The 22,578-nt window shown below is 72.7% G+C and carries 23 protein-coding genes and 1 tRNA gene; 17 read left to right on the top strand and 7 right to left on the bottom strand.

The window, feature by feature from the left end; genetic code table 11:
• The first annotated feature begins 24 nt into the window (after nucleotides 1–24).
• The 6 genes from BCAV_RS17450 to BCAV_RS21780 are packed head-to-tail and all read left to right on the top strand — an operon-like array spanning nucleotide 25 to nucleotide 2,665.
• Entirely contained in the window at nucleotides 25–522 is a 498-nt protein-coding gene (locus BCAV_RS17450) for an Asp23/Gls24 family envelope stress response protein (RefSeq protein WP_015883946.1), read from the top strand.
• Nucleotides 519–968, top strand: a complete 450-nt coding sequence (locus BCAV_RS23030) for an Asp23/Gls24 family envelope stress response protein (protein WP_015883945.1) — start codon at nucleotides 519–521, stop codon at nucleotides 966–968. Before BCAV_RS17450 ends, BCAV_RS23030 begins: the two co-directional genes overlap by 4 nt.
• 12 nt (nucleotides 969–980) lie before the next feature.
• The gene (locus BCAV_RS17440; protein ID WP_015883944.1) at nucleotides 981–1,160 is read left to right on the top strand and encodes a hypothetical protein; all 180 of its coding nucleotides are present in this window, start codon (nucleotides 981–983) and stop codon (nucleotides 1,158–1,160) included.
• On the top strand, nucleotides 1,153–1,485 hold the full coding sequence (locus tag BCAV_RS17435; RefSeq protein WP_144016815.1) for an Asp23/Gls24 family envelope stress response protein: 333 nt from the start codon (nucleotides 1,153–1,155) through the stop codon (nucleotides 1,483–1,485). Before BCAV_RS17440 ends, BCAV_RS17435 begins: the two co-directional genes overlap by 8 nt.
• Nucleotides 1,482–2,087, top strand: coding sequence for an Asp23/Gls24 family envelope stress response protein (locus BCAV_RS17430; RefSeq protein WP_015883942.1), 606 nt, complete (start codon nucleotides 1,482–1,484; stop codon nucleotides 2,085–2,087). Before BCAV_RS17435 ends, BCAV_RS17430 begins: the two co-directional genes overlap by 4 nt.
• Entirely contained in the window at nucleotides 2,084–2,665 is a 582-nt protein-coding gene (locus tag BCAV_RS21780) for a hypothetical protein (protein ID WP_015883941.1), read from the top strand. Before BCAV_RS17430 ends, BCAV_RS21780 begins: the two co-directional genes overlap by 4 nt.
• Before the next feature lie 153 nt (nucleotides 2,666–2,818).
• Here the strand turns inward: BCAV_RS21780 and BCAV_RS17420 are convergent, their stop codons facing one another.
• Together BCAV_RS17420 and BCAV_RS17410 are read right to left on the bottom strand one after the other, a co-directional pair.
• Complete coding sequence (locus BCAV_RS17420) at nucleotides 2,819–3,067, bottom strand: hypothetical protein (RefSeq protein WP_015883940.1); 249 nt, start codon at nucleotides 3,065–3,067, stop codon at nucleotides 2,819–2,821.
• 717 nt (nucleotides 3,068–3,784) lie between these two features.
• Nucleotides 3,785–4,087, bottom strand: a complete 303-nt coding sequence (locus BCAV_RS17410; RefSeq protein ID WP_015883937.1) for an EthD family reductase — start codon at nucleotides 4,085–4,087, stop codon at nucleotides 3,785–3,787.
• 273 nt (nucleotides 4,088–4,360) lie between these two features.
• Between BCAV_RS17410 and BCAV_RS17405 the strand changes: the two genes are divergently transcribed.
• Nucleotides 4,361–5,230, top strand: coding sequence for a CPBP family intramembrane glutamic endopeptidase (locus BCAV_RS17405; RefSeq protein WP_015883936.1), 870 nt, complete (start codon nucleotides 4,361–4,363; stop codon nucleotides 5,228–5,230).
• A 281-nt stretch (nucleotides 5,231–5,511) separates the two neighbouring features.
• Here BCAV_RS17405 and BCAV_RS17400 read toward each other — a convergent pair whose 3' ends face one another.
• The 4 genes from BCAV_RS17400 to BCAV_RS17385 all read right to left on the bottom strand — a co-directional run bounded on the left by BCAV_RS17400 (nucleotide 5,512) and on the right by BCAV_RS17385 (nucleotide 9,463).
• Entirely contained in the window at nucleotides 5,512–7,914 is a 2,403-nt protein-coding gene (locus BCAV_RS17400) for a trypsin-like serine protease (protein ID WP_015883935.1), read from the bottom strand.
• A 287-nt stretch (nucleotides 7,915–8,201) separates the two neighbouring features.
• Nucleotides 8,202–8,558 (bottom strand): YciI family protein, encoded by a 357-nt coding sequence (locus tag BCAV_RS17395; protein ID WP_015883934.1) that lies wholly within the window; start codon nucleotides 8,556–8,558, stop codon nucleotides 8,202–8,204.
• 61 nt (nucleotides 8,559–8,619) lie between these two features.
• Nucleotides 8,620–9,003, bottom strand: coding sequence for a nitroreductase family deazaflavin-dependent oxidoreductase (locus BCAV_RS21775; RefSeq protein ID WP_015883933.1), 384 nt, complete (start codon nucleotides 9,001–9,003; stop codon nucleotides 8,620–8,622).
• A gap of 76 nt (nucleotides 9,004–9,079) precedes the next feature.
• Nucleotides 9,080–9,463 (bottom strand): DUF5655 domain-containing protein, encoded by a 384-nt coding sequence (locus BCAV_RS17385; RefSeq protein ID WP_015883932.1) that lies wholly within the window; start codon nucleotides 9,461–9,463, stop codon nucleotides 9,080–9,082.
• A 102-nt stretch (nucleotides 9,464–9,565) separates the two neighbouring features.
• On the opposite strand from BCAV_RS17385, the gene BCAV_RS17380 reads away from it, so the two are divergent.
• From BCAV_RS17380 to BCAV_RS17335, 10 genes are read left to right on the top strand one after another with little or no spacing between them, the layout of a single operon-like run.
• Nucleotides 9,566–10,645, top strand: coding sequence for a LacI family DNA-binding transcriptional regulator (locus tag BCAV_RS17380; protein WP_015883931.1), 1,080 nt, complete (start codon nucleotides 9,566–9,568; stop codon nucleotides 10,643–10,645).
• Entirely contained in the window at nucleotides 10,642–11,571 is a 930-nt protein-coding gene (locus tag BCAV_RS17375; RefSeq protein WP_015883930.1) for an ABC transporter permease, read from the top strand. Before BCAV_RS17380 ends, BCAV_RS17375 begins: the two co-directional genes overlap by 4 nt.
• Nucleotides 11,568–12,449 (top strand): ABC transporter permease, encoded by an 882-nt coding sequence (locus tag BCAV_RS17370; RefSeq protein ID WP_015883929.1) that lies wholly within the window; start codon nucleotides 11,568–11,570, stop codon nucleotides 12,447–12,449. The genes BCAV_RS17375 and BCAV_RS17370 overlap by 4 nt, the downstream gene beginning before the upstream one ends.
• Before the next feature lie 40 nt (nucleotides 12,450–12,489).
• Complete coding sequence (locus tag BCAV_RS17365) at nucleotides 12,490–14,037, top strand: ABC transporter substrate-binding protein (RefSeq protein ID WP_015883928.1); 1,548 nt, start codon at nucleotides 12,490–12,492, stop codon at nucleotides 14,035–14,037.
• Nucleotides 14,030–15,061, top strand: coding sequence for an ABC transporter ATP-binding protein (locus tag BCAV_RS17360; protein WP_015883927.1), 1,032 nt, complete (start codon nucleotides 14,030–14,032; stop codon nucleotides 15,059–15,061). Before BCAV_RS17365 ends, BCAV_RS17360 begins: the two co-directional genes overlap by 8 nt.
• On the top strand, nucleotides 15,058–15,906 hold the full coding sequence (locus BCAV_RS17355) for an ATP-binding cassette domain-containing protein (protein WP_015883926.1): 849 nt from the start codon (nucleotides 15,058–15,060) through the stop codon (nucleotides 15,904–15,906). Before BCAV_RS17360 ends, BCAV_RS17355 begins: the two co-directional genes overlap by 4 nt.
• Nucleotides 15,903–17,516, top strand: coding sequence for an FAD-dependent oxidoreductase (locus tag BCAV_RS17350; RefSeq protein ID WP_015883925.1), 1,614 nt, complete (start codon nucleotides 15,903–15,905; stop codon nucleotides 17,514–17,516). Before BCAV_RS17355 ends, BCAV_RS17350 begins: the two co-directional genes overlap by 4 nt.
• On the top strand, nucleotides 17,516–18,436 hold the full coding sequence (locus BCAV_RS21770; RefSeq protein ID WP_015883924.1) for a dihydrodipicolinate synthase family protein: 921 nt from the start codon (nucleotides 17,516–17,518) through the stop codon (nucleotides 18,434–18,436). The genes BCAV_RS17350 and BCAV_RS21770 overlap by 1 nt, the downstream gene beginning before the upstream one ends.
• A gap of 4 nt (nucleotides 18,437–18,440) precedes the next feature.
• Nucleotides 18,441–20,309 (top strand): right-handed parallel beta-helix repeat-containing protein, encoded by a 1,869-nt coding sequence (locus BCAV_RS17340; protein ID WP_015883923.1) that lies wholly within the window; start codon nucleotides 18,441–18,443, stop codon nucleotides 20,307–20,309.
• Between the two features lie 12 nt (nucleotides 20,310–20,321).
• Complete coding sequence (locus tag BCAV_RS17335; protein ID WP_015883922.1) at nucleotides 20,322–22,133, top strand: fumarylacetoacetate hydrolase family protein; 1,812 nt, start codon at nucleotides 20,322–20,324, stop codon at nucleotides 22,131–22,133.
• A 241-nt stretch (nucleotides 22,134–22,374) separates the two neighbouring features.
• Here the strand turns inward: BCAV_RS17335 and BCAV_RS17330 are convergent.
• Nucleotides 22,375–22,447: transfer RNA gene (locus BCAV_RS17330), tRNA-Lys, on the bottom strand.
• Nucleotides 22,448–22,578 lie beyond the last annotated feature (131 nt).

Below are 22,578 nucleotides of genomic sequence, written 5' to 3'. Positions count from 1 at the left end.
CGTCAAGGATCGAAGGAGATGGCCATGGCCGAGAAGAGCGAGCGCCCGACGGTGACACGCGCCGGGGCGACGTCGCCCGAGGCGGGGACGGCCCCGTCGGACGGCGGCGGCACGACGACGATCGCCGATCAGGTCGTCACCAAGATCGCGGGGATCGCCGCGCGCAACGTGTCCGGAGTTCATGAGCTCGGAGGCGGCGGCCGGTTCGCGGGGGCGATCAGGGACTTCGTCCCGGGGCAGGAGAACCAGGGCGTCAGCGTCGAGGTGGGCGAGCGCCAGGCCGCGGTCGATCTCGACCTCGTGGCGGACTACGGCGTCTCGATCGCCGACCTCGCGCAGGCCGTGCGCCGCAGCGTGGTGAGCTCCATCGAACGGATGACGGGTCTCGGGGTGACCGAGGTCAACATCACCGTGCACGACGTCTACATCCCCGACGAGGAGCCGGCGCCCGCCCCGCGCAATCAGGGTGGCCAGCGCGACCAGGGTGGGCAGGAGGAGAACACGCCGGCGAGGGTCCAGTGACCCCGTCCGACATCCCGAGCCCGCCGGCGGCGCCGGCGGTCCCGGCGCCGATCCCACCGGTGCCAGCGGGGCGCGGCGCACCTCTCGCGGCCGCGCTCGAGGAGGAGCCGGCCGATCGGGTCCTCCGCCTCGTGCGCGATGTGCCCGGCGTCGTCGACATCTCACCGGGCCCGTTCGGTGAGGTGGCGACGTACCTGCCGGGCCGACGGGTGCCCGGCGTCCGACTGCGTGAGGACCGCGTCGAGGTGCACCTGGTCCTGAGCATGGACACGGCGGTGCCTGAGGTCGTGGCCCTTGTGCGGGAGGCGCTACGCACCGAGACCTCGCTCCGGATCGACGTCCACATCGACGACGTCGTCCCGATCCCCCCGGTGGCCGACGCCGCCGGAGCAACCACGCGCGGCCCCGCCACGCCGGCCGACCCGGCCCCGACGTCCACCACGTGACGAGGAGTTCCCATGTCCGTTCCCTCCACCGGCCTCATCGCCGGGATCCTGCTGGCGATCGCGGCGACGACCGGAGGCTTCACCGGCTTCCTGCTGGCGGTCGTGCTCGGAGCCGTGGGCTGGCTCGTGGCCGCCCAGCTGTCGGGGCAGGTCGACATCCGCGCCATCTTCGTCGGCCGACGCCGTGGCTGAGATGCCCTCACCGGCGTCCCGCGGCCGGCTGGTCGTCACCGAGCGCGCGCTCGGGAAAGTGGTGCGCCATGTGCTGCGCGACGCACCGGGTGTCGCGACGTCCCACGCCCCGCGGGTCGCGTGCGACATCGCGGGTGACCGTGCCCGGATCGACGTCGACGTCGCGATCGAGTGGCCACGACCGGCCGTCGAGGTGTGCCAGGCGGTGGTCGACGCCCTGCGGTCGCGGCTCCCACGCGAGGCCGGCCTCCAGCCCGACCACATCGAGCTCACGGTGGTCGACGTCGTCGCCCCGGCCGCAACGGCCACCCGGAGAGTCGAATGACGTCGCAGCCGCACGCGCCACGCCAGGCACCGTTGCCAGCCGCGCCCGCGCCACGAGGAGCCGGTGCGACGGCGGTCGTGGGGCCGCTCCTCGCCGTCGCCGTCCTCGCGCTCGCCCTGGTGCTGGCGCACGACGCCCTCGTCGGGCTCGGGTGGCTCGGCGGCAGCCCCTGGCTCGTGGCTGGTGCCCGTGCCGTCGACGGGCAGGAGCCGACGTCAGCGGTCGGCGCCATCGGGCTTGTCGTCGGCCTGCTCGGCCTCACCCTGCTCATCGCCGGGCTCGCCCGACGCCCCCGTCGCGCCGTGCGGTTCCGCAGCGACGCGGGGATCTGGATGCCCCTCGCCGACCTCGCCCGATTCACCTCCGCGCAGGCCCGTGAGGTTCCTGGCGTGCTCCACGCCTCGACTGTCGCCTCGCGCCGCGGGGTGCGCGTCCAGGTGCGCACGACCGGAGACACGCAGATCGCGGCAGCAGTCGAGAGTCGCCTGCACGCAGCGCTGGCGCCACTGGCCCCGCTGCGCATCAGCGTCCGACCCCAGGCGCCCGTGACCACCTCTCCGCCGCGGCCGGAGCCGACTCCGACGATCGAGGGAACTCCGTGAGCCGAGGCGTGCGCGGTGTCGACAGGACGGTCGCCGTCGTCCTCGGACTCGCGCTGCTCGTGGTGGGAGCCGCCCTCGCCGTCTGGGCATGGGCAGGGCCGAGCGCCGTCGACCGTCTCGGCGTCGACGCCCCGGACGCCGTGGATGCGGGCGGCGTCACCGACACGCTCGAGGCGTCGTGGTGGACTGGCGTCGCGGCGGCGGCCGCCGTGGTCATCGGCGTCCTCGCTCTGTGGTGGCTGATCGCGCACCTGCCGCGCCGAGCGTCCGCAGTCGTCGTCCTGCCGAGCGCGACACCCGGTTCCCGGCTGCGCCTCGACGGCGCAGCGGTGGCGCGAGCCGCGGCGACAGACCTCGAGGCCTCCCGTGCCGTGCGCGACGCCCGCGGCGTCATCGCGCAGCACGAGGTCCTCGTGCTCGTCGCCACCGTCGAACCGACCGCGGAACTCGCGACCACGGTCTCCGACGTGGAGGAGAGCTTGGCTCGCGCGGCGCAGGTGCTCTCGGTCACTGGCTACGGGTCCCGCGTGATCGTGAAGGTCGCTCGACGCGGGCGCGCCCTCACTCGCGTCGACTGAGGCCTGCGCGACGAACCACCCCTGGGCTCATCGGCGGGGGTCGCCCTTCTCAGACATCCCGACGCGAAGGGGACCGTGATCGACGCCGTCATCGTCAACCTGGCCGGCTGGTGCGGGCGGCGGCTCAGCTGCTGTCGCTCGGGTCCCGGCGTCTCACGGAACCTCCCCGGGCTCCGAAGGCGGCGCCTGACCACGCTCCCGCCGCCTTCGCAGCAGGAGCAGCAACCCGCCGATCAGGTTGCCGACGATCAGTCCGACGATCCACGGCCAGGTCTCGTCGAGCCAGAGCTCGCCGACGAGCAGTCCGGCGAGGCCCAGCACGAAGCCCAACCCTGGCACCCAGAACGCGCCCGGCGCTGCCCCCAGAGTGGGACGCCAGTTCTCGTCGTCGTTCGTGGCCATGCCCCGAACCGTACGTCCGGTACTCAATCGACCGCAGTGGGTGGTCCCGAAGAGCGCTCGAACCCAGCCGGACTACGGTTGCGACCACACCGCTGGAGAGTGGTCATGAAACGGCAACGACCCTTGGGTTCGCAGATCCCGACCCCGATGCTCGCAACTCTCGCCGTGCTGCAAGCGTGCCTCGCGGTGATGGGGATCGTCAGCGTCGCACGTCCGATCAGCGATGACCCACTGACGCTAGGGCTGTGGCTGTTCGTGGGGGTCGGCTCGGCGGGTGCCGCGGGGATGAGTGGCTGGATCCTGTGGCGTCGGCTGAGCGGACGTGACGGCCAGTGAAGCCAGGTCAGCGAGGACACCGCCTAGGGCGCGAGGATGGCTCAGCTCAGTCCACGAGCCCGGTGCGAGCTTCACCGCGCCCGGCCGTCTCGAATGCCCTCGAGCGGCTCCTCCCTCCCAGGCCTCCGGCATTCTCGCGTTCGTCGGCGACAGCCCGTTCGCACGGGGGTGGTTGGTGCTCATGGTCGGCGCGGCCGGGATCATGGGCTTCTACGGCTGGCTCCTGTGGCGCCGGCTCACCGGACGGGACAAACGACACAGAGGGAGAAGTAATGAAACGCCGCCCGACGGCCCCTAGCCCGGCAAGGGGACACAACCTCCACCAGCAGCCGCAATCGTTCCCGGGCGTCGATGAGCCTCACCTCCCACCGCGATCCTTTTCTAGAGGACTTCGGCCCATCCGCGCGCGGGTTGCGTCGCGCTGAATCGCGGGATGTCCGCGTAGATCTCCTCGCCATGCTCGGCGAGAGTCGCGCCGAACAGCTCGCCCGACGTCACCCAGAAGTACGCCGCTGCGAGGAATGGTGACGTCGGGGCGCCTGGCGTGGCGAGCGCGCGGTGCACCTCCCAGCGCACGCAATTCTCGCCGAGCAGCCGCGCGAACATCGGGGCGTGCTGGGTGGCGAAATACTCCGCGTCGAACCTCTCGGCGTCCGCGGGGTAGACGACTGAGGCGCAGAACATCATGGACCTCCTGGCTGGTCGCAGGACGAGCCGCCTCGCCCAAACCGCAGCGTACCTCCGACGCTGAGGGCGAACAGATCCCACCACATGGAAGGGGATCGCGCTTCCGGACGAATGCCGGCAGTGAAATTCGGCGCCCGTGCCGGATGACCCCAAGAACCCCAGTCCTCGGCGTGCGTGGCGAGCAGCAGATACCTACGCTCGATCTCGTCAGTGCAGGTGCCGTGGCGGCATGGTTGTCGACGGGCGCGCACTCCGAGGCGGGTGAGAGGCATGACCGAGGTGACAGGGTCGGTCGAGGAGGCATCGCCCCCGGCGTCGGCCTGGCAACGGTTCTGGGACCGCGGCGGATGGTGGCGCGCGCTCCTTCTCGCGGTGTTGTACATCGCCGTCTTCCTCGGCGTCAGCGCCGTCGTGGGCACCCTGGGGCTGGGGCCGGACAGCCTCGACGAGGTTCTCGAGTCCGCGGGCTCGGTGTTCTTCGGGCTGCTCCTGCCGATCCTCGTCATGGGCCTCCTCCTGCTCGTGTTCCTGGCGACGGTGGGCTGGCGGCGCGAGGTCTTCGGTCCGCAGCCCGTCTCGGGACGCCCCTGGATGTGGATCGCCGTCGTCCTGGTGCTCGTGCCGATCGTGGTGCACGTCGTCGGGACGAGCTGGGCGTCCTACGACGTCACGGTGGTGCTCACCGTGCTGGCGCTCGGCCTGTGCATCGGGCTCGCGGAGGAGGTGCTGACGCGCGGCATCGCCGTCAGGATGCTGCGCAGCGCGGGGTACGGCGAGAAGGTCGTGATGGTGCTGTCGTCGGCGTTGTTCGCGCTGCTGCACGCCTCGAACCTGACCTCGGGCCAGGAGATCACCACGGTGGGTGTCACGCTCGTCTACGCCTTTGGGTTCGGGACGATGATGTACCTCTCGATGCGCGTCACCGGCAGCATCGTGCCGGCGATCCTGCTGCACGCCGCCACCGACCCGACCACGTTCCTCGCGACCGGCGGCGTGGACAGCACCGGTGCCCACGCCGGATCCGAGGCGCTCAACTCGTTGGCGGGGTCGTTCAACGGCATCTTCGTCGTCGTCGCGATCGTCGCGATCTTCCTCGTGAGGGGGCGCGCGTCCAGCGACCACCAGCGACGAGCCGGCTGAACTCGTGCAGTCGGGTGCGGCGGGACCGCGGAGGCCGCGGGGCCGTGACGGTCGCACATGATGAGACGACAACGACCACTCGGGTCCGAGATTCCCACCTCCATGCTCATCTGGGGCCTTGTGGTCTTCGGTGGCGTCCTCGTCGTGCAGACTCTGAGCGCGCTGGGCATCGTCGTTCAAGGCGCTCGGAACCCGGACAAAGCGCGGAAAGCCGAACGGCGGTGCACCCGGCCCGTGGGGACCAGGTGCACCGCCGCTCGGGTGGTGCTAGGAGCTACCGATCAGCCGCGCTGGCCGATCCGGCGCCGGACCACGACTGTCAGGCCACCGGCGACGACGAGCGACGCGGCGATCCCGATCAGCAGACCGGCGTCGTTCGAACCGGTCTCGGGGAGCTCCCCGTCCGGTGCGGGCTCCTCGGCCGCGAGGACGGTCAGCACGACCTCCGTCGGAACCGAGGTGACGCCGTTGATCGTCTGCGTAGCCGTGACGGTGTGCTCACCCGGCGCGAGCGTCGGGAGGGCCACCGAGAACGCGCCGTCGGTCACCGCGGCGAACGTCGACGCGACGTCCGTCGCGGCCTCGGGCGCCTCGAGCGGCTGGCCGTTGAGGAGCACCGTGACCTCGGCGCCGTCGATGCCCGTGCCGGTGACGGCGGTGGGCAGCTCGTCCTGGGCGTACTCACCCGCGGTCGGAGCCGTGATCGTCGGGGCCACCGGGGCGACCGTGAACGAGGCAGCCGCCTCAGGCGAGGTCTGGTCCTCGACCGCCTGGGACGCCGTGATCTCGTACGTGCCGTACGACAGAGCCTCCGCCGGGGCGAAGCTCCAGCTGCCGTTCGCCTCGACCGTGGCCTCACCGGTCACGTCGCCACCCAGGGTGACGGTGGCGCCGGCGACGCCGGTGCCCGTGATCGCCGCAACCGGCTCGGTGACCGTGGCGCCGTCGGCCGGCGACGTGATCGCCGGGGCCGCGAGCGGCGCCTCGACGACGTTCACCGTGATCGGCTCGGACACCTCGGACTGGTTGAGGCTGCGCACCGCCTGGACGGTGAACGTGTAGGCGCCCTCCTCGGCCGGGGCCGAGAAGCTCCACGTGCCGTTGCCGGCCACGGTGACCTCGAACGGGGCGCCCGTGGTCGGCGTCACGACGATCGTGTCGCCGGCCACGCCGGTGCCCGTGATGGCGGCGCCGGTCTGGACGTCGCCGGTGGTCGTGACGGTCGGGACGTCGATGAGGAGCACGACCTCCGCGTTCGGGGCCACGGTCTCGAGCACCTCGTCGAGGTGCGCGGCGATCGTGTACGGCGTGCCGTCGTCGAACTCCCCGCCAGCGCTCAGGACGCCGACAGCGGTCGTGCCCGAGATGAACGAGCCACCCGAGTCGCCCTGGTCAGCGAGAGCCAGGGTCGCGAAGCCGCGCACGAGGCGGATGTCGTTCGGGTCAGCCGGGTAGTTGTGCCCGCCGACCTGGTAGACGCCCTCCTCGAGGATCTCGCCGCAGTGCCACCCGGTGGTGCGACCGGAGCGGCACGTGTCGGCGCCGATCGTCGCGTGGGCGGTGGAACGGACGTCCGGTCCCGAGGCGGCGAGGTCGTCGTCCGCCTCCGTCGTCCAGTCGGACACGCGGGGGAGCAGGCTGAGCGCGCTGTTCGTGACCTCCATGAGCGCACCGTCGGTGCCGGCGACGCCCGGCGCGTGGCCCGGGCCACCGAACTGCGAGGCGACGTACTCACCGAGGTCGTCCCACAGCTCCGGCTGCGGCGACGGGTCCGGGTAGAACGCTGCGTCGTCCGCGGACGGCACGGTGCGGACGACGGGGTTCGCCGCGTCGTCGTGCGTGCAGTGCCCGGCCGTGATGATCGCCGGGTTGTCGCGGGAACCGTCGAACGCCGGGAAACCGACCGAGCACAGGGCGTAGAAGCCGTCCTCGTCCGGGCCGGCAGCGAAGCCGGCGCCGCCCACGATCTGGTCCTGGGCGAGCGGCTGGGCGACCTCGCGCTGCTCGAACGTGATGCCCGTGAACGCCTCGAGACGTGCCTCGACCTCGGGCGAGACGGACTCGCCGCTGTGCGCGACGGTCACCTGGCCGGCGGCGTCCACCGTGACGGCGGTGACGCCCTGAGCCCACAGGCTGTCGGACGAGCCGGCGGCGAACGTGCGGGCGTGCGAGCTGCCGTTGACCTCGGCGAGGACGGCGTCGAACGTGGCCGGCTCCGTCGCCTCGGGGACGTCGGTCGGCTCCGGAGACGTCGTCGCGTCGTCGTCGGCCGGCGCCTGGGCGTCGGTGCGGACCTCGACGCGGCCGCCGAGAGCCTGGACCGCGGCGGTGAGGTCGCCGTTCGCGGCGTCCGCGTAGACGACGATCTCGCCGTCGACGAGGGCACCGGAGACGGTGACGTCGATCTCCTGCAGCGCGGGCAGCGCGGCGTCCAGCGCCGCGGCGAGGTCGCCGTTGGCGACGAACTCCTCGTACGTGATGCCGAGGTCGCGGCCGAGGGCCTCCTCGATGCCGGGGGCGAGCTGGCCGGCGGTCGCACCGTCGGTCGACTCGGTCGCCGCCGGCGCAGCGGGCTCGTCGGCGGGAGCCGAGAACGCGCTCGTGGCGAGAACGGTGGTCAGGCTGAGCGTCGCTACGGCTCCGGTCGCCGCAAGGCGGCGCGCGATTGTCGAGGGTGTCGACACAGGCACTCCCAGGTTGGTACTCCGTCATGGCGTGGCACGACCACGCGACGTGGCGGAAATACCAGGTCCCCCTGCGGCGTGCCGAAACGGACCCTATCGAAGGGCACCCTCACCCGGGGGGCCCTTCGCGGGGAGTTCTCCCCATGTTCACCGGCGCTGGCGTGACGGGCGGGACGCTTGTGTGCGCGGACCACGCATCCACCAGCGCAAACGCGCACCTGGCGCATGGCCCGCTCGGCTCAGATCACAGTTCGGTAACGGTGCGGCATCTGAGACGGCGGCAACCGCTACAGGTCCTCGACGTCCATGACGGGGCGGATCTCCACCGTGTACGCCGGCAGCAGCCGGACGATGTCGACGGCGGTCTCGAGGTCCGGCAGGTCGACGACGTAGAAGCCGCCGAGCTGTTCCGTCAGCTCGGCGAACGGCCCGCTCGTGACGACGCCGCCGCGATCGTTGCGGACGGTGGTCGCCGTCGAGACGGTGCTCAGCGCCTCGCCGGAGACGATCCGTCCGGCCGCGCCGACCGCGTCGGAGAACGCGTCGTGGCGTGCCATGTGGTCCTGCCGCACCTCGTCGGTGGCGGCGGCCCACACGGACTCGTCCTCGTACAGGAGGATCGCGAAGCGCTTCAGGTGGGGCACGGGTGCCTCCTCGGTCGGGCGGTCGGGAACGTGGCGCGCGGGTGGGCGCCGGACCGGCGTCTCACGCGGGATCCGCGAGCGCGATCCCGACGACGACGGGTGGGTGGGAGCGCCAGGCGTCGGTGATCTCTCGATAGCGGGCGTACGTGGTGACCAGGGCGTCGACGGCGCGGGCGAGCTCGTCCGGCTCCACGACGACGTGGCCGACGCCGGCCCAGGTCCGGCGTCGCCGTCGCACCTCGACGTCGGGCGACGCGACGACGTTGCGCAGCCAGTCGCCGTCGAGGCCGTGCCTGGAGGGGGCGTAGAGCGTGCGCCCGACGAGCGCGAACCAGACGGTCGCGACGTGCTCGCGGCCGGTGACGCGGCCCGTGGTCGCGATCCGGCACGTGCTGGCGCGGGCGAGCGCGGTCAGGTCGCGCGGGACCCTTGCGTCGTCGGCCATGGCACCGATCCTGCCGGAGTCGCAGGCCCGCTGCCCTGCCGGCGGGCCCACCCGGGTCGCGGCGTCACTCCGGGCGCTACGCCTGGAGGTGGGCGCCGCACCCGACGTCGTACCCCTCACGCAGCCAGGCGACGAACTGGTCGTCGAGGTCGGCGTCCTCGAGCAGGCGGAACTGGTGGACGACCAGGTTGCGCTGGTACGGCACGGCGCTGCGGATGCGCGGATCCTCGGGCAGGCGACGCATGAGGTCGAGGTAGCCGACCAGGCCGTCGCCCTTCGGCCGGGCGCCTGCGAACCCGCGGCGCGTGCCCTTGAACGTGACGGCCGTCTTCGAGACCGACACCCGGACCGGCCCGAAGGACCGCAGCACGGCGTCGAGGCGTTCGTACAAGGCCGCCGACGGCGCCGAGGCTGCCGCCAGGTGCCGCTCGACGGTCCAGGGTTCGACGTCGTCGCTCATGCGGCGGATCGTGCCACCGATTCGCGCCGGGTGTTGACGACGGCGGACGTCGAGCCGTAACGTCTCACTCCAGCACCCCTTCATACGTATTAAGGATCCGCGATGAACGCGCAACGACGGCGCCCCACCCAGGTGGACATCGCTCGTCGTGTCGGCGTCTCGCAGGCCACGGTCTCGCTCGTCATCAGCGGCGGACCCGCGAGCTCGAACGTCGCGGAGGAGACGCGCCAGGCCGTGCTCCAGGCCGCGGCCGAGCTCGGGTACACGGTCAACGCCGCCGCCCGCAGGCTCAAGGGCGGGCGGAGCCGGATGCTCGGGCTGTACACGTTCGAATCCGTGTTCCCGGTCGACCAGCGGGACTTCTACTTCCCGTTCCTCCTCGGCGTCGAGGAGGCGACGGCACGCCAGGGGTACGACCTGCTGCTGTTCAGCTCGACCACCGGCGCCGACTCGCGGCGCATCTACACCGACGGCGTCAACCGGCTGAAGGTCGCGGACGGCTGCGTGCTCCTCGGCCGCCACCTCGACCGCGACGACCTGGCCGACCTCGTGCACGAGGACTTCCCGTTCGTGTTCATCGGCCGACGCGAGGTCCCGGGCGGGAACCTCTCCTACGTCGGCGCCGACTACGTGGGGGCCACCCGCGACATGGTCCGCATGCTCGTGGCGCAGGGCCACCGCCGTCTCGCCTACCTCAAGCTGAGCGACGAGCTGGAGCCGACCCGCGACCGCGAGGAGGGCTTCCGGCTCGGTCTCGACGACGCCGGGATCGCCGCCGGCGACGCGCGCGTGCACCCGGTCGGGGACGCCCACTCGATCACGAGCGACCTCCTGCGCGACTGGGTCTCGTCGGGCGTCACGGCGCTCCTGGTGGAGCCGGGCGAGGACGACGCGACGATCTCCGCCGTGGCGGCCGCGGCGGACGCCGCCGGGATCGGCATCCCCTCCGACTGCTCGGTCGTCCTGCTCGGCGATCCGCCGCTCGGTGAGAGCAGCCCCGACTGGACCCGCTACTCGCTCCCGCGGGAGGAGATGGGCCGGGAGGCGGTCCGGCTGCTGCTCGACCTCCTCGACTCCGACGACCGGGAGCCGCGCCAGCTGAGCCTCGCCTGCACGCCGGTTCCCGGTGCCTCGGTCGGAGCGCCGCCCTCGGGTGCCCCGGACGGCGTGGGCCCGCGATGACGTTCTACATCGCCAAGCGGCTCGCGATCGGGCTCCTCACCATCTGGGGCGTCGTCACCGCCGTCTTCATCGTGGTCCGGATGGCGCCCGGGGACCAGGCGACAGTGGCGCTCGGCCCGGACGCCACGACGGCGGAGGTCGAGGCGCTCCGGCACTCGCTCGGGCTCGACCGCCCGGTCCTCGTCCAGTACGTCTCGTACCTCGGCGACGTCCTCCGCCTCGACTTCGGCGAGTCGTACCGCTTCGGCCGGCCGGCCATGGACGCTGTCCTGGAGCGGTTCCCGGCCACGATCACGCTCACCCTCACGGCGACGGTGATCGCCGTCGCCGCGGGCCTGCTGCTCGGCGTCCTCGCCGGGCGGAACCCGGGGAGCGTCGTCGACCGCGCCGTCTCGACGTTCACGCTCGGGCTGCAGGCCGCGCCGCCGTTCTGGGTCGGCATCATGCTCATCCTGGTCTTCGCCCTGCGGCTGCAGGTGCTGCCGAGCGCCAACGGCGGGAGCCTCGCCCACCTGGTGCTGCCCGCGCTCACGCTGTCGATCCCGTTCACCGCGCTCGTCGCGCGCATGACGCGCAGCGGCGTCGCCGACGCGATGACGGAGCCGTTCGTGCAGACGGCGCGGTCCAAGGGGCTCACCGAGGGGCAGGTCCTCGGCGGTCACGTGCTGAAGAACTCGTTGGTCCCGGTCGTCACCGTGGTCGGGCTCCAGGTGGGGACGCTGCTCGGCGGCGCCGTCGTGATCGAGACGGTGTTCGCGTGGCCGGGCCTCGGCCTGCTGCTCGTGGGCGCCGTCGGCAACCGCGACTACGCCGTCGTCCAGGCGGCGTCGGTGCTCATCGCCATGTGCGTGGTCCTGCTGAACCTCGCGGCCGACGTCGTGAACGCCCGCCTCGACCCGCGCATCCGGCTGGAGGTCCGACGGTGAGCCAGACGGATGTGATGGTCGCAGCGGCGGCGCCGACCGGTGCCGGTTCCCGCCGCCGGCGTGCCCGGCCGCTCGCGGCCCTGCCGTACGTCGTCGTGGCGATCTACCTAGTCGCCGCCGCGATCGGGCCGGTCCTCGTGCCGTACGACCCGGTTGCCACCGAGGTCACCGAGCGACTGCTGCCGCCCGGCTCGGCGACGGCGTCGGGCACCGCGTGGCTGGGCACCGACGCCGTGGGGCGGGACGTCTTCGCGCAGATCGTGGCCGGGACCCGCACGTCGTTCGTGATCGGCATCTCGGTGGTCGGCATCTGCGGGATCGTCGGCGTCACGCTCGGCGCCGTCGCCGGCTACTTCCGGCGGCTGCCCGACGCCGTGGTCTCGCGCGCGATCGACATCCTCATGGCGTTCCCGGGGATCCTGCTCGCGATCCTCATCGCGGGTCTCCTCGACCGCGGCATGGACGTCGTGATCCTCGCCCTGTCCGTCGGAGGCTGGGTCGGCTTCGCGAGGCTGTCCCGCAGCATCTCGATGTCCACCCGCGAGCGGGACTGGGTCGCGGCGGCCCGCATCATGGGCGTCTCGACGACGGCGACGCTCACGCGACACATCGCGCCGTTCCTCGCCGGGTCGGTGATCGCGCTCGCCACGATCGAGCTCGCCGGCGCGATCCTCTCGGAGGCCGCGCTGAGCTTCCTCGGGCTCGGCCTGCCGCCCGACGTCGTCTCGTGGGGGCAGACGATCGCGAACGGCCGGGAGTACCTCGGGACCGCGTGGTGGATCACCGTCTTCCCCGGGATCGCCCTCACGGTGCTGGTCGTCTGCATCGGGCTGATCGGCGACCGGCTCACCAAGCGCTACACCCGCAAGCGCGACTAGCGCGTGCGACCTCTCTTCCAACGACGGAAAGGACCTTCCCATGACGCTCCGTAGGCGCCGGCCGCTGATCGCGGCTGCAGCCACGCTGACGTTGATGACGTCGATCGCCGCGTGCTCGCTCGGTGGGTCGACCGACGGCTCCGGTGACACCACCGGGGACGAGACGGGCGACGGCGGCGGTGGCGACCTCGTCGTCGCCGGCCCGATCCCCATCGAGAACCTCGACCCGCACGGCGCGGCCAGCATGGACGCCGGCACCCAGCTCGCTGCGCGGGCGATCTTCAGCCAGCTGCTCGTGAGCACCGGGCAGGGCGAGTTCGACGGCGAGCTGGCCGAGTCGTGGGAGTCGAACGACGACGCGAGCGTGTGGACGTTCGCGCTGCGCGCCGGCGTCACGTACTCCGACGGCTCGCCGGTGACGGCGGACGACGTCGTCGCCTCGTTCGAGCGGGTCCTCGCCGCCGAGGGTCCGCTCGCCGGGAACTTCGGCGGGTACACGGTCGCCGCCCCCGACGACGCGACGGTCGTCTTCACGTCGCCGACGCCGGACGCCGCGTTCCTGGGCAAGATCTCGTCGTTCTTCGTGACGCCCGCCGGCGCGGCGGAGGACGGCTTCTTCTCCGACCCGGTCGGCTCCGGCCCGTTCCTCGTGGAGTCCTTCGAGCCGGGCGCCACGCTGCGTCTGAGCCCGAACCCGGACTACTGGGACGGCGAGCCGGAGATCGCCTCGCTGGAGCTCCAGTCGATCCCGGAGACGGCGGCGCGGATGACGGCGCTCCAGACTGGCGAGGTCGACATCACCTGGAGCATGCCCGACGACCAGATCGCCGAGCTCCGCACGAACGCGGAGCTCACCGTCGAGACGGTGCCGAGCCCGGGCGTGTTCACGATGTGGTTCAACAGCTCGACGCCGGCGCTCGAGGACCCGGCGGTGCGGCGCGCGCTCTGGCAGGCCGTCGACTTCGAGGAGATCATCGCCTCGCTCTACCCGGAGACCGGGACGCCGGCCGACGCGCCGGTCTCTCCCACGGTCCTGGGCTACGCCCCGCAGGAGCCGGTCGCGTACGACCCGGACGCCGCCCGGGCCGCGCTGGAGGCCGCGGGCTTCGACTTTGAGAACACCGTCCTGCGGTGGCAGTTCTCGCAGGCCAGCTTCCGCAACTTCATGAACGCCGTCGTCTCCGACCTGGCGGAGATCGGCGTCACCGTCGAGCCGCTGGAGAAGGAGCAGGCGGTCTTCCTCGAGGACCTGCTGGCGCTGAACTGGGACATGAACATGCAGCAGCTCGGGTCGCAGGGGTACGACGCGGCGACCAACCTCGGCCGCCTCTACACGTGCGAGGCGAACCGGATGGGCTACTGCAACCCCGAGCTCGACGACCTCCTCGCGGCGGCCGGGTCGACCAGCGACACCGCCGAGCGGGAGGACCTGTACGCGCAGGCCACGGAGATCATCTGGAACGACGCCGTCGGGATGTACCCGATGTTCGTCGAGACGCCGTACGCGTGGCAGAACCGGGTCGAGGGATTCACGCCCGTGTCCGACGGGATCCCCTACTTCGACGAGGTCACGGTCTCGGGTGACTGACTACCGTACGCCCGCCGTCGTGGCACCCGAGGCGCCGTCGACCCCCGGCGCGGAGCAGGCACCCCTGCTCCGCGTCGAGGGCCTCACGGTGGTCCTGTCCTCGGGTGCCACGCGAGGGGTCGTCCTCGACTCGGTGTCCTTCTCCGTGGGAGCCGGGCGCACCACCGGGCTGATCGGCGAGTCCGGCAGCGGCAAGACGATGAGCGCGATGGCGATCGTCCGGCTGCTCCCGGAGGGCGCCGAGACGTCCGGCCGGGTGATCTGGGGGACGCAGGACCTGCTCGAGGCGCCCGCGCGCCGGATGCGCGAGGTCAGGGGCCACGAGATCGGCGTGATCTTCCAGGACCCGCTCTCGGCGCTCAACCCGCTCCAGACGGTGGGCAAGCAGATCGGCGAGACCCTGCGGCGGGGCGGCATGCCGCGGGCCCAGGTGCGGGCCAGGGTGCTCGAGCTCCTCGACCGGGTCGGCATCCCCGACCCGGAGCAGCGGATCGGCGTCTACCCGCACGAGATGTCCGGGGGCATGCGCCAACGGGTGATGATCGCGACGGCGCTGGCCGGATCTCCGCGGCTGATCATCGCGGACGAGCCGACGACGGCGCTGGACGTCACCACGCAGGCCCGGATCCTGCGGCTGCTCGCCGACCTGCGCGACAGCGACGGCGTCGCGATGCTCCTGGTGAGCCACGACCTGCGCGTCATGGCCCACGTGGCCGACGACGTCGTCGTCATGTACGCGGGCCGCGTGGCCGAGCGCGGGCGCGCCGACGCCGTGCTCGCGCGGCCGCGCCACCCGTACACCCGGGCGCTGGCGAACAACGTCCCGGCCGTCACCACGAAGTCAGCGATCGCGGAGCCCCTGCGCGGCGCCCCCGCCAACCCGTTCGACCGGCCACCCGGCTGCGCGTTCCACCCGCGGTGCCCGCTGGCGCAGGCGGTGTGCCGCACGACGACGCCGGAGCTGCGCGAGGTCGAGCCGGGCCGCTTCAGCGCCTGCCACTTCGCCGAGGAGGTCGGCTCATGACGACGGCGCCGGGCGGGGCGAGCCTACTGGAGATCCGCGACCTGGACGTCACGTTCACGGGTCCGCGACGGTCGCTGCGGACGCCTCCCACGGTGGTCCGCGCCGTCGACGGCGTGAGCCTGGACGTGCGCGCCGGCGAGACCCTCGCGCTCGTCGGCGAGTCCGGATCCGGGAAGTCCACCGTCGCTCGCTGCGTGCTGGGTCTCGTCCGCCCGCAGGCGGGGACCATCCGGTACGACGGACGCGAGCTCGGCCCCGTGGACAAGCGCCCCCCGGAGCTGCAGCGCGCGGTGCAGATGGTGTTCCAGGACCCCGGCTCGTCGCTGAACCCGCGCATGAGCGTCGGGGCGATCATCCGGGAGGCGTGGCAGGTGCATCCCGCCGTCGCCCCGGCCGGCGACCGTCGGGAGGCGCTGGCCGCGGTGCTGACCGACGTCGGCCTCGACCCGGGCGTCGCGGAACGCCGGCCCTCGGCGCTGTCCGGCGGGCAGCGGCAGCGCGTGAGCATCGCCCGGGCGCTCGCCCTGCGGCCCCGGCTGCTGGTCTGCGACGAGGCCGTGTCGGCGCTCGACGTCTCGGTCCAGGCGCAGATCCTCCGCCTGCTCATCGACCTCCAGGCGAGCCACGACCTGACGGTGCTCTTCATCACCCACGACCTCGCCGTCGTGCGGCAGATCGCCGACCGCGTCGCCGTCATGAGGAAGGGCGAGCTCGTGGAGCTCGCACCGGCCGGCGAGCTCTTCACCTCGCCGTCCCACCCGTACACGAAGGGCCTGCTGGCCGCCGCCTACGACCTGGAGGGCGTCGAGGCGCCGTTCCGGGAAACCCAGGAGCAGATGAGTTGAGCAGACAGAACAACCTCCGGGCCGACGTCCTGATCGTCGGCGGTGGCGTCGGCGGCGTGGCGGCGGCGCTCGCCGCGCTGCGTCGCGGCAGGTCGGTGGTGATGACGGAGGAGTACGCCTGGCTGGGCGGCCAGCTGACCACGCAGGCCGTGCCGCCGGACGAGCACACCTGGATCGAGCAGTTCGGGTGCACGCGCACCTACCGGGCGTTCCGGGAGGGGGTGCGCGACTACTACCGCACCTGGTACCCGCTGACGGAGGCCGCGCGGCGGGCGCCGGACCTCAACCCGGGCCTGGGCAAGGTGAGCCGGCTCTGCCACGAGCCGCGCGTCGCGCTCGCCGTCCTCGAGGGGATGCTGGCGCCGTACCGCTCCGCGGGGCTGCTCCGGGTGCTGACGGGGCACGTCGCCGTGGCGGCCGACGTCGACGGCGACCGGGTCCGGGCCGTGACGGTGGCCGACGCCGCAGGGGAGCGCGTGACGATCGAGGCCCCGTTCGTCCTGGACGCCACGGAGCTGGGCGACCTGCTGCCGCTGACGGACGCCGAGCACGTGACGGGCTTCGAGTCGCAGGCCGAGACCGGCGAGCCCAGCGCTCCGGCCGAGGCCCAGCCCTGGAACCAGCAGGCGTTCTCCTGGGTGTTCGCCGTCGAGCACGACGAGGGGGCGGACCACACGATCGATCGCCCGGACTCCTACGGCTTCTGGCGGGAGTACCAGCCGGAGGTCTGGCCGGACCGGCTCCTGAGCCTCACCGCCCCGGACCCCCGGACGCTCGAGACGCTGACCCGGACGTTCGTGCCGCACAGCGACTCCGGTCCGGTGCTGGCGGACCAGAGCAAGGACCCTGGCGACCGCGACCTCTGGCTGTTCCGGCGCATCCTGGCGCGGGACCAGTTCACGCCCGGCTTCGCCCGGAGCGACGTCACGGTCGTGAACTGGCCGATGATCGACTACCTGCCCGGGCCGCTCGTCGGCGTCTCCGACGAGGAGCGGGAGAAGCACCTGGACGGCGCCCGCCAGCTGTCGTTCAGCATGCTCTACTGGCTGCAGACCGAGGCTCCCCGCCCCGACGGCGGCACGGGCTGGCCGGGGCTGCGCCTGCGGCCGGACCTCATGGGCTCCGAGGACGGGCTGGCGATCGCGCCGTACATCCGGGAGTCGCGGCGCATCCGGGCCCGCACCACGGTGGTGGAGCAGGACCTGTCGATGGCGGTCCGCGGCGACGCCGGCGCGGTCGCGTACCGGGACTCGGTCGGTGTCGGGATGTACCGGATCGACCTGCACCCCTCGACGGGCGGCGACAACTACCTGGACGTGCCCAGCAGCCCGTTCCAGATCCCGCTCGGCGCGCTGCTTCCGGTCCGGCTCGGCAACCTGCTGGCCGCCGGGAAGAACATCGGGACCACCCACATCACCAACGGCTGCTACCGCCTGCACCCGGTGGAGTGGAACATCGGCGAGGCCGCCGGGGCGCTGGCCGCGCACTGCCTGGACCAGGGCCTCACCCCGGAGCAGGTCCGTGCCGACGACAACCGGCTCGAGGCGTTCCAGCACGAGCTCGTCGGCGACGGGTTCGAGCTCGCGTGGCCCGAGATCAAGGGGTACTGATGACGGACGGCACGCGCCTGCTCGGTGGGGTCACGGTCCCGCTCGTCACGCCGATGGACCCCGGCGGGCGGCCGTCCGCGGAGGCGTCCGGCGACCTGCTCGTGGCGCTCGCCGACGTCGGCGTGCAGAAGCTCATGCTGCTCGGCAGCAACGGCGAGGGTCCGTTGCTCCCGACGTCGACGATCGCCCCGTTCGTCGACGGCGCGGTCGATCGGTGGCGATCGTCGGTGGCCGACGGCGTCGTGACCGTGAACGTGACGGCTGCGGGCACGCTCGAGGCGCTGGAGCGGGCCGAGATCGCGGCCTCCGCGGGCGCCGACGCGCTGGTCATGAGCCCGCCGATCTACTTCCACCACCGCGCCGACGAGATCGTCGCCCACTACGCGGCGCTCGGCGCCGTCGGGCTCCCGGTCATCGCGTACAACGCGCCGCGGTACAGCAACCCGCTGACGCGCGAGATCCTCGAGGCGCTCCTCGACCTCGAGCACGTCGTGGGCCTCAAGGACAGCTCCGGGGACCTCGAGCTGTTCGCCGACGCCGTCGCGATCGGCCACCGTCGCCCCGGATTCGCCGTGAGCCAGGGGGCCGAGACCCAGCTGGCCGCCGGCCTCGCGGCGGGAGCCGACGGCGTCGTCCCCGGGGTCGCGAACATCGCGCCCCGCGTCTCGCTCGAGCTGGTGGCCGCGCACGCCGCCGGCGACGCGGCCGCCGTCGACCGCCTCCAGGACGTCACCACCGCGCTCACCGCGCTCCACGCGATCCGGCGGGGCACGCCAGGGGTCAAGGCGGTCCTGTCAGTTCTCGGCCTCTGCCCGCCGCACGTGGCCCCGCCGCTGCTGGCCAGCGTGCCCGCCGAGAGCGAGGCGTTCCAGCAGTTCGTCGTCACGCATTCCGACCAGCTCCACCCGATGAAGGGATAGCAGCATGGACACGGCAGTCGACAGGCGTCACCTCCTCCGCGCGGCCGGCATCGCCGGCCTGGGCGTCGCGGCGCTCGCGGCCGGCAGCGCGCCCGCGGGCGCCACCCCCGACGACGGCGCCACGCCGGGCGACGCCGCCGCCGGGGCCACGCCCGCCGTCGACGTCGCCGGAGCGACGACACCGCAGGACTTCGGCGCCGTCGGCGACGGCGTCGCTGACGACACCGCCGCCATCCAGCAGGCGATCGACGCCCAGGCGAGCAAGCTCAACAAGATCGTGTACTTCCCGCCGGGCACGTACCGGACCACCGCCACGCTCGTCGTCCCCGACACCGAGGGGGCCGGGGCAACGAACTTCAACCGGATCGTGCTGACCGGCGCGGGGACGATGGGCGTGCGCTCGTCGATCATCAAGGCGGACTTCGACGGCACGGCGATCCTCCTGCGGGCGCCGCTCGCCGGGATCCGGGGGCTGGCGTTCGTCGCGCCTGCGAGCCTGCAGAACACCGTCGCGCTGCACATCGCGCGCGACCCCGACGCCGTGAGCCCGAACACCGACGACGTCGACCCGACGATCACCGAGTGCACGTTCGTCGAGTTCTACACGGCGGTGAAGCACGTCGGTCGCGGCCTCGTGTTCACGAACAACCTCGTCGCGGTCGGGGACTACGGGCTCGACATCTCGTGGCCGACGGCGGGGGTCGCCGGCAGTGGCGTGCACCTCCTCCCGTACGGGATGCGGAAGTGGCTCATCGAGGGCAACCACTTCCACAGCATGGGGACGGCCGTGATCACCACGGGCGCGGACGCCCACAACTTCCGCGGGGCGATCATCGCGAACAACCTGCTGGACATCGGGCGTCGCCTGTTCGCCGGCGGGATCGTGAACTCGACGTTCTCCGGGAACGTCGTCGAGAACGGCTCGAACGGGTCGATCATCGCCGTGACGTCCGGCGGCACGAACCTGACGTTCACGGGGAACGTCCTCGGGGGCGGCGAGCCGGGCGGCGGCGGCCGGCCGACGCACGCCATCGAGTTCCGGCCGGAGGCGACGGCCCGCAACGTGACGATCACGGGCAACTCGTTCAACTGGGTGAGCGGGTCGCCGGTCTACTTCGCGGCCGGCGCGTCGGCGGTCACCGTCTCGGCCAACTCGTTCGACCACTGGAACCTCGACGCCGAGGAGCGGTGGGCGGCGATCCGGGTCAACGGCGACGCGGCGGGCCTGTCGGTGACGGGCAACGCGTTCGCCGCCAACACGGTGGCTGGCGCGCCGCCGGTGCGGGTGATCGGTGCCGTGACCGGGTCGACGATCGTCGGCAACGTCTTCGAGAACACGGCGGGCGTGCTGTACGCCGAGGCCCTGGGCGCCGACAGCTACGTCGAGCGCCGCACCGCCGGTGCGAACGGGCACGAGCTGACGGCCGCCGCGAACGGCGCGCTCGTCGTCCGCGCGACCGGCACACCGTCGGTGGGCGAGGACGCGTACGGCAGCTTCCTGGCGGCGTCGGACGCCGCGACGGGCGCAGGACCTGGTGTGAAGGGCGGTGTGCGCGTGGTCCCGGCGAACGACTCCGGGGCCGCCGCGACGGAGCTGCTGTGCTCGACGAACAGCTCGAACGGGGTCACGTCCATGCGCGTGGACATCACCGGGCTCGTCCCCAGCGCCGACAACGTGCGCGACGTGGGATCCGCGGAGAACCGGATCCGCACCGTGTTCGCCCACCAGCTCCAGCTCGCGACGGCGTCGGCCGGGCAGCTCCCGGAGCCCACGGCGGGCGCCGTCGTGCTCGTCGACGGTCCCGGCGGCACGGCGCTCGCCGTCGCCGACGGCACCACCTGGCGGCGACTGCCGCTCGGCGGCCGGATCTAGGCCGGGGGCCGCGTGCGACTCGCCAGCTACGTCGTCTCCGGACGCGAGGAGTGGGGCGTCGTCCTCGACGACGCCGGCACGCGCTGGGTGGTGAACCCGGCGCGCGCGGCGGCGTTCCTCGACGCCTACGCGGCGATCGGGTCGTCGTTCCCGGTGGGTGCCCGGCCCGTGCCGCCCGGCGGGGCCTGGCCGGCCACCCTGGTGGAGCTCCTCGCCCTCGAGGACGCCGGGATGACGGCGCTCGGGCGCCTGGCGGCCGACGTCGAGCGGTTCATCGCCCGCGTGGACGCGACGCTCCTGCTGCGCGCCGGTCACCGGCTGGACGACGTCGAGCTCCTCGCGCCGATCCCGCGGCCCCGGCTGTACTGGGGGCTGGTGACGAACTCGCCGTCGTTCGTGCGGAGCAAGCCCGGCATCGGCGTCCTCAACCTGTTCCCGCTCGCGCACCAGAGGCCGCAGGGCGCGGCGATCGGTCACGGCGCGGCCATCACCGTGCCGGCCGACGACGACGTGCCGCGGCTGGCGTACAACGTCGAGCTCGCCGTCGTCATCGGGAAGCAGGGCCGGTACATCCCGCTGGAGCGGGCCATGGAGCACGTTGCCGGCTACACGGTGGTCAACGACGTCTCGAGCACGTACTACTACGACATCGTGCCGGGGAACGACGGCGTCGGGTACGGCCTGCCGCCGGGCTACGACGACTGGCTGTACCAGGCCACGGCCTCGTGGGGCGGGAAGAAGGCGGACACGCTGGCCCCGATGGGGCCGTACCTCGTGACCCGTGAGTCGGTGAGTGACCCGTACGACCTGCTCATGTACACGCGGCAGTCGGGGCTCGCGCGCGACCGGGCCCACAGCGGCGCGACGCTCATGGGCATCGAGCGGGTCATCCAGTGGTACTCGTCGTTCGCGACGCTGTATCCCGGCGACGTGATCCACCTCGGCACGATGGGCGTGGACGGGCTGCCGGTGCATCCGGACGACGTCGCGGACCCGGGACTCCGGCTGGAGGTCGAGGTGGAGGGCGTCGGGGCGCTCGCGAACCCCGTGCGGGTGGGGCAGCGTTCCGAGGACGACGGCGGCGGCGGGCGGCAGGGCGTGGATCCGCACCCGTCGTACGCGGTGCGCCAGGTGGTCGAGTCCGGTGAGGTGCTCATGAGTCCGGACGAGTGGTCGGCGTCCGGCGTCCGGCACCTGTGGACGTCGTTCGGCAACCACGAGGAGTCCGAGCGGCTGGACGGGCTGCCCCGGCTGGAGGTGCCGCGCTTCCTCAACGGTCCCTCCAGCGCGCTCGGCACGAGCGGGGCCGACGTCGAGATCCCGCCGCGGGCCACGGACCTCGTCGTGGGGGTGGAGCTGGCGTTCGTGGTGCGGGCGCTGACCTCGCGGGCGTCCGACGCGTCCGGTGTGCTCCTCGGGTTCACCCCGCTGATCTCGTTGTGCGACCAGTCGTTCGCCGAGGCGGTGGCCGAGCCGGCGCGGGTCGGCGAGCGAGGGATCCCGGCGGTGTACGGGCGCTGGGCGGACGGGTTCAACGTCGTGCTGCCCGCGCCGACGCCGCTCGGCGGCGACTGGCGCGGGCGGTCGATGACGCTGCGCGTGGGGGACCGCACCGTCACGTCGTCGACGTCGGACTACGTGGCAGGCCCGGACGAGCTGGTGCGCACGATCTCGGCGCGGATCACGCTGTTCCCGGGCGACGTCGTCACGCTCGGGGCGACGTCGGCGCGGATCCGCGTGACGCGTGGGGAGTACGAGGCGGGGCTGGTCGTGACCGCCTCGATCGACGGCGTCGGCGACGTCGAGGCGCGACTCGCACCGTAGGTCGCTCGTCGCGGACCGTCGCCGGTCGGTGAGCCCAGCGCCCGACCTCATAGCCCTCGCGGAGCCGCTCGACGCACGACTGCCCGAGCTCGTACCCCGGCGGCGAGCTCGCACACCCGGGTGTGCGAGCTCGCCGCCGAGGTACGAACTCGGCGAGGCCTCGCTGTCGGAGTCTCGCTCGCTTCCCCTCGGTCGCGATCCTCCTGCGCTCGTTCCTCGCTGTCGGAGTCTCGCTCGGGCGTGGGCCCCCAGGGGCTCGAACCCTGAACCCACGGATTAAAAGTCCGTTGCTCTGCCAGTTGAGCTAGAGGCCCGACGACGACGGGACGTGACGCCCCGCCGTCGTGCACCCGCAAGGCTACGCGGCTGCGGCCGCTATCCCGGCGCCGAGCTGGCGCAGATGGCGGTCTGTCGTCCGTTCAGGGGACCGTTCGCGCCAGGTCGA

This window comes from Beutenbergia cavernae DSM 12333, from assembly GCF_000023105.1.
GTDB lineage: Bacteria > Actinomycetota > Actinomycetes > Actinomycetales > Beutenbergiaceae > Beutenbergia > Beutenbergia cavernae.
The sequence above is the reverse complement of the archived record's forward strand: the minus strand, read 5'-3'. Positions and strand labels throughout refer to the sequence as shown.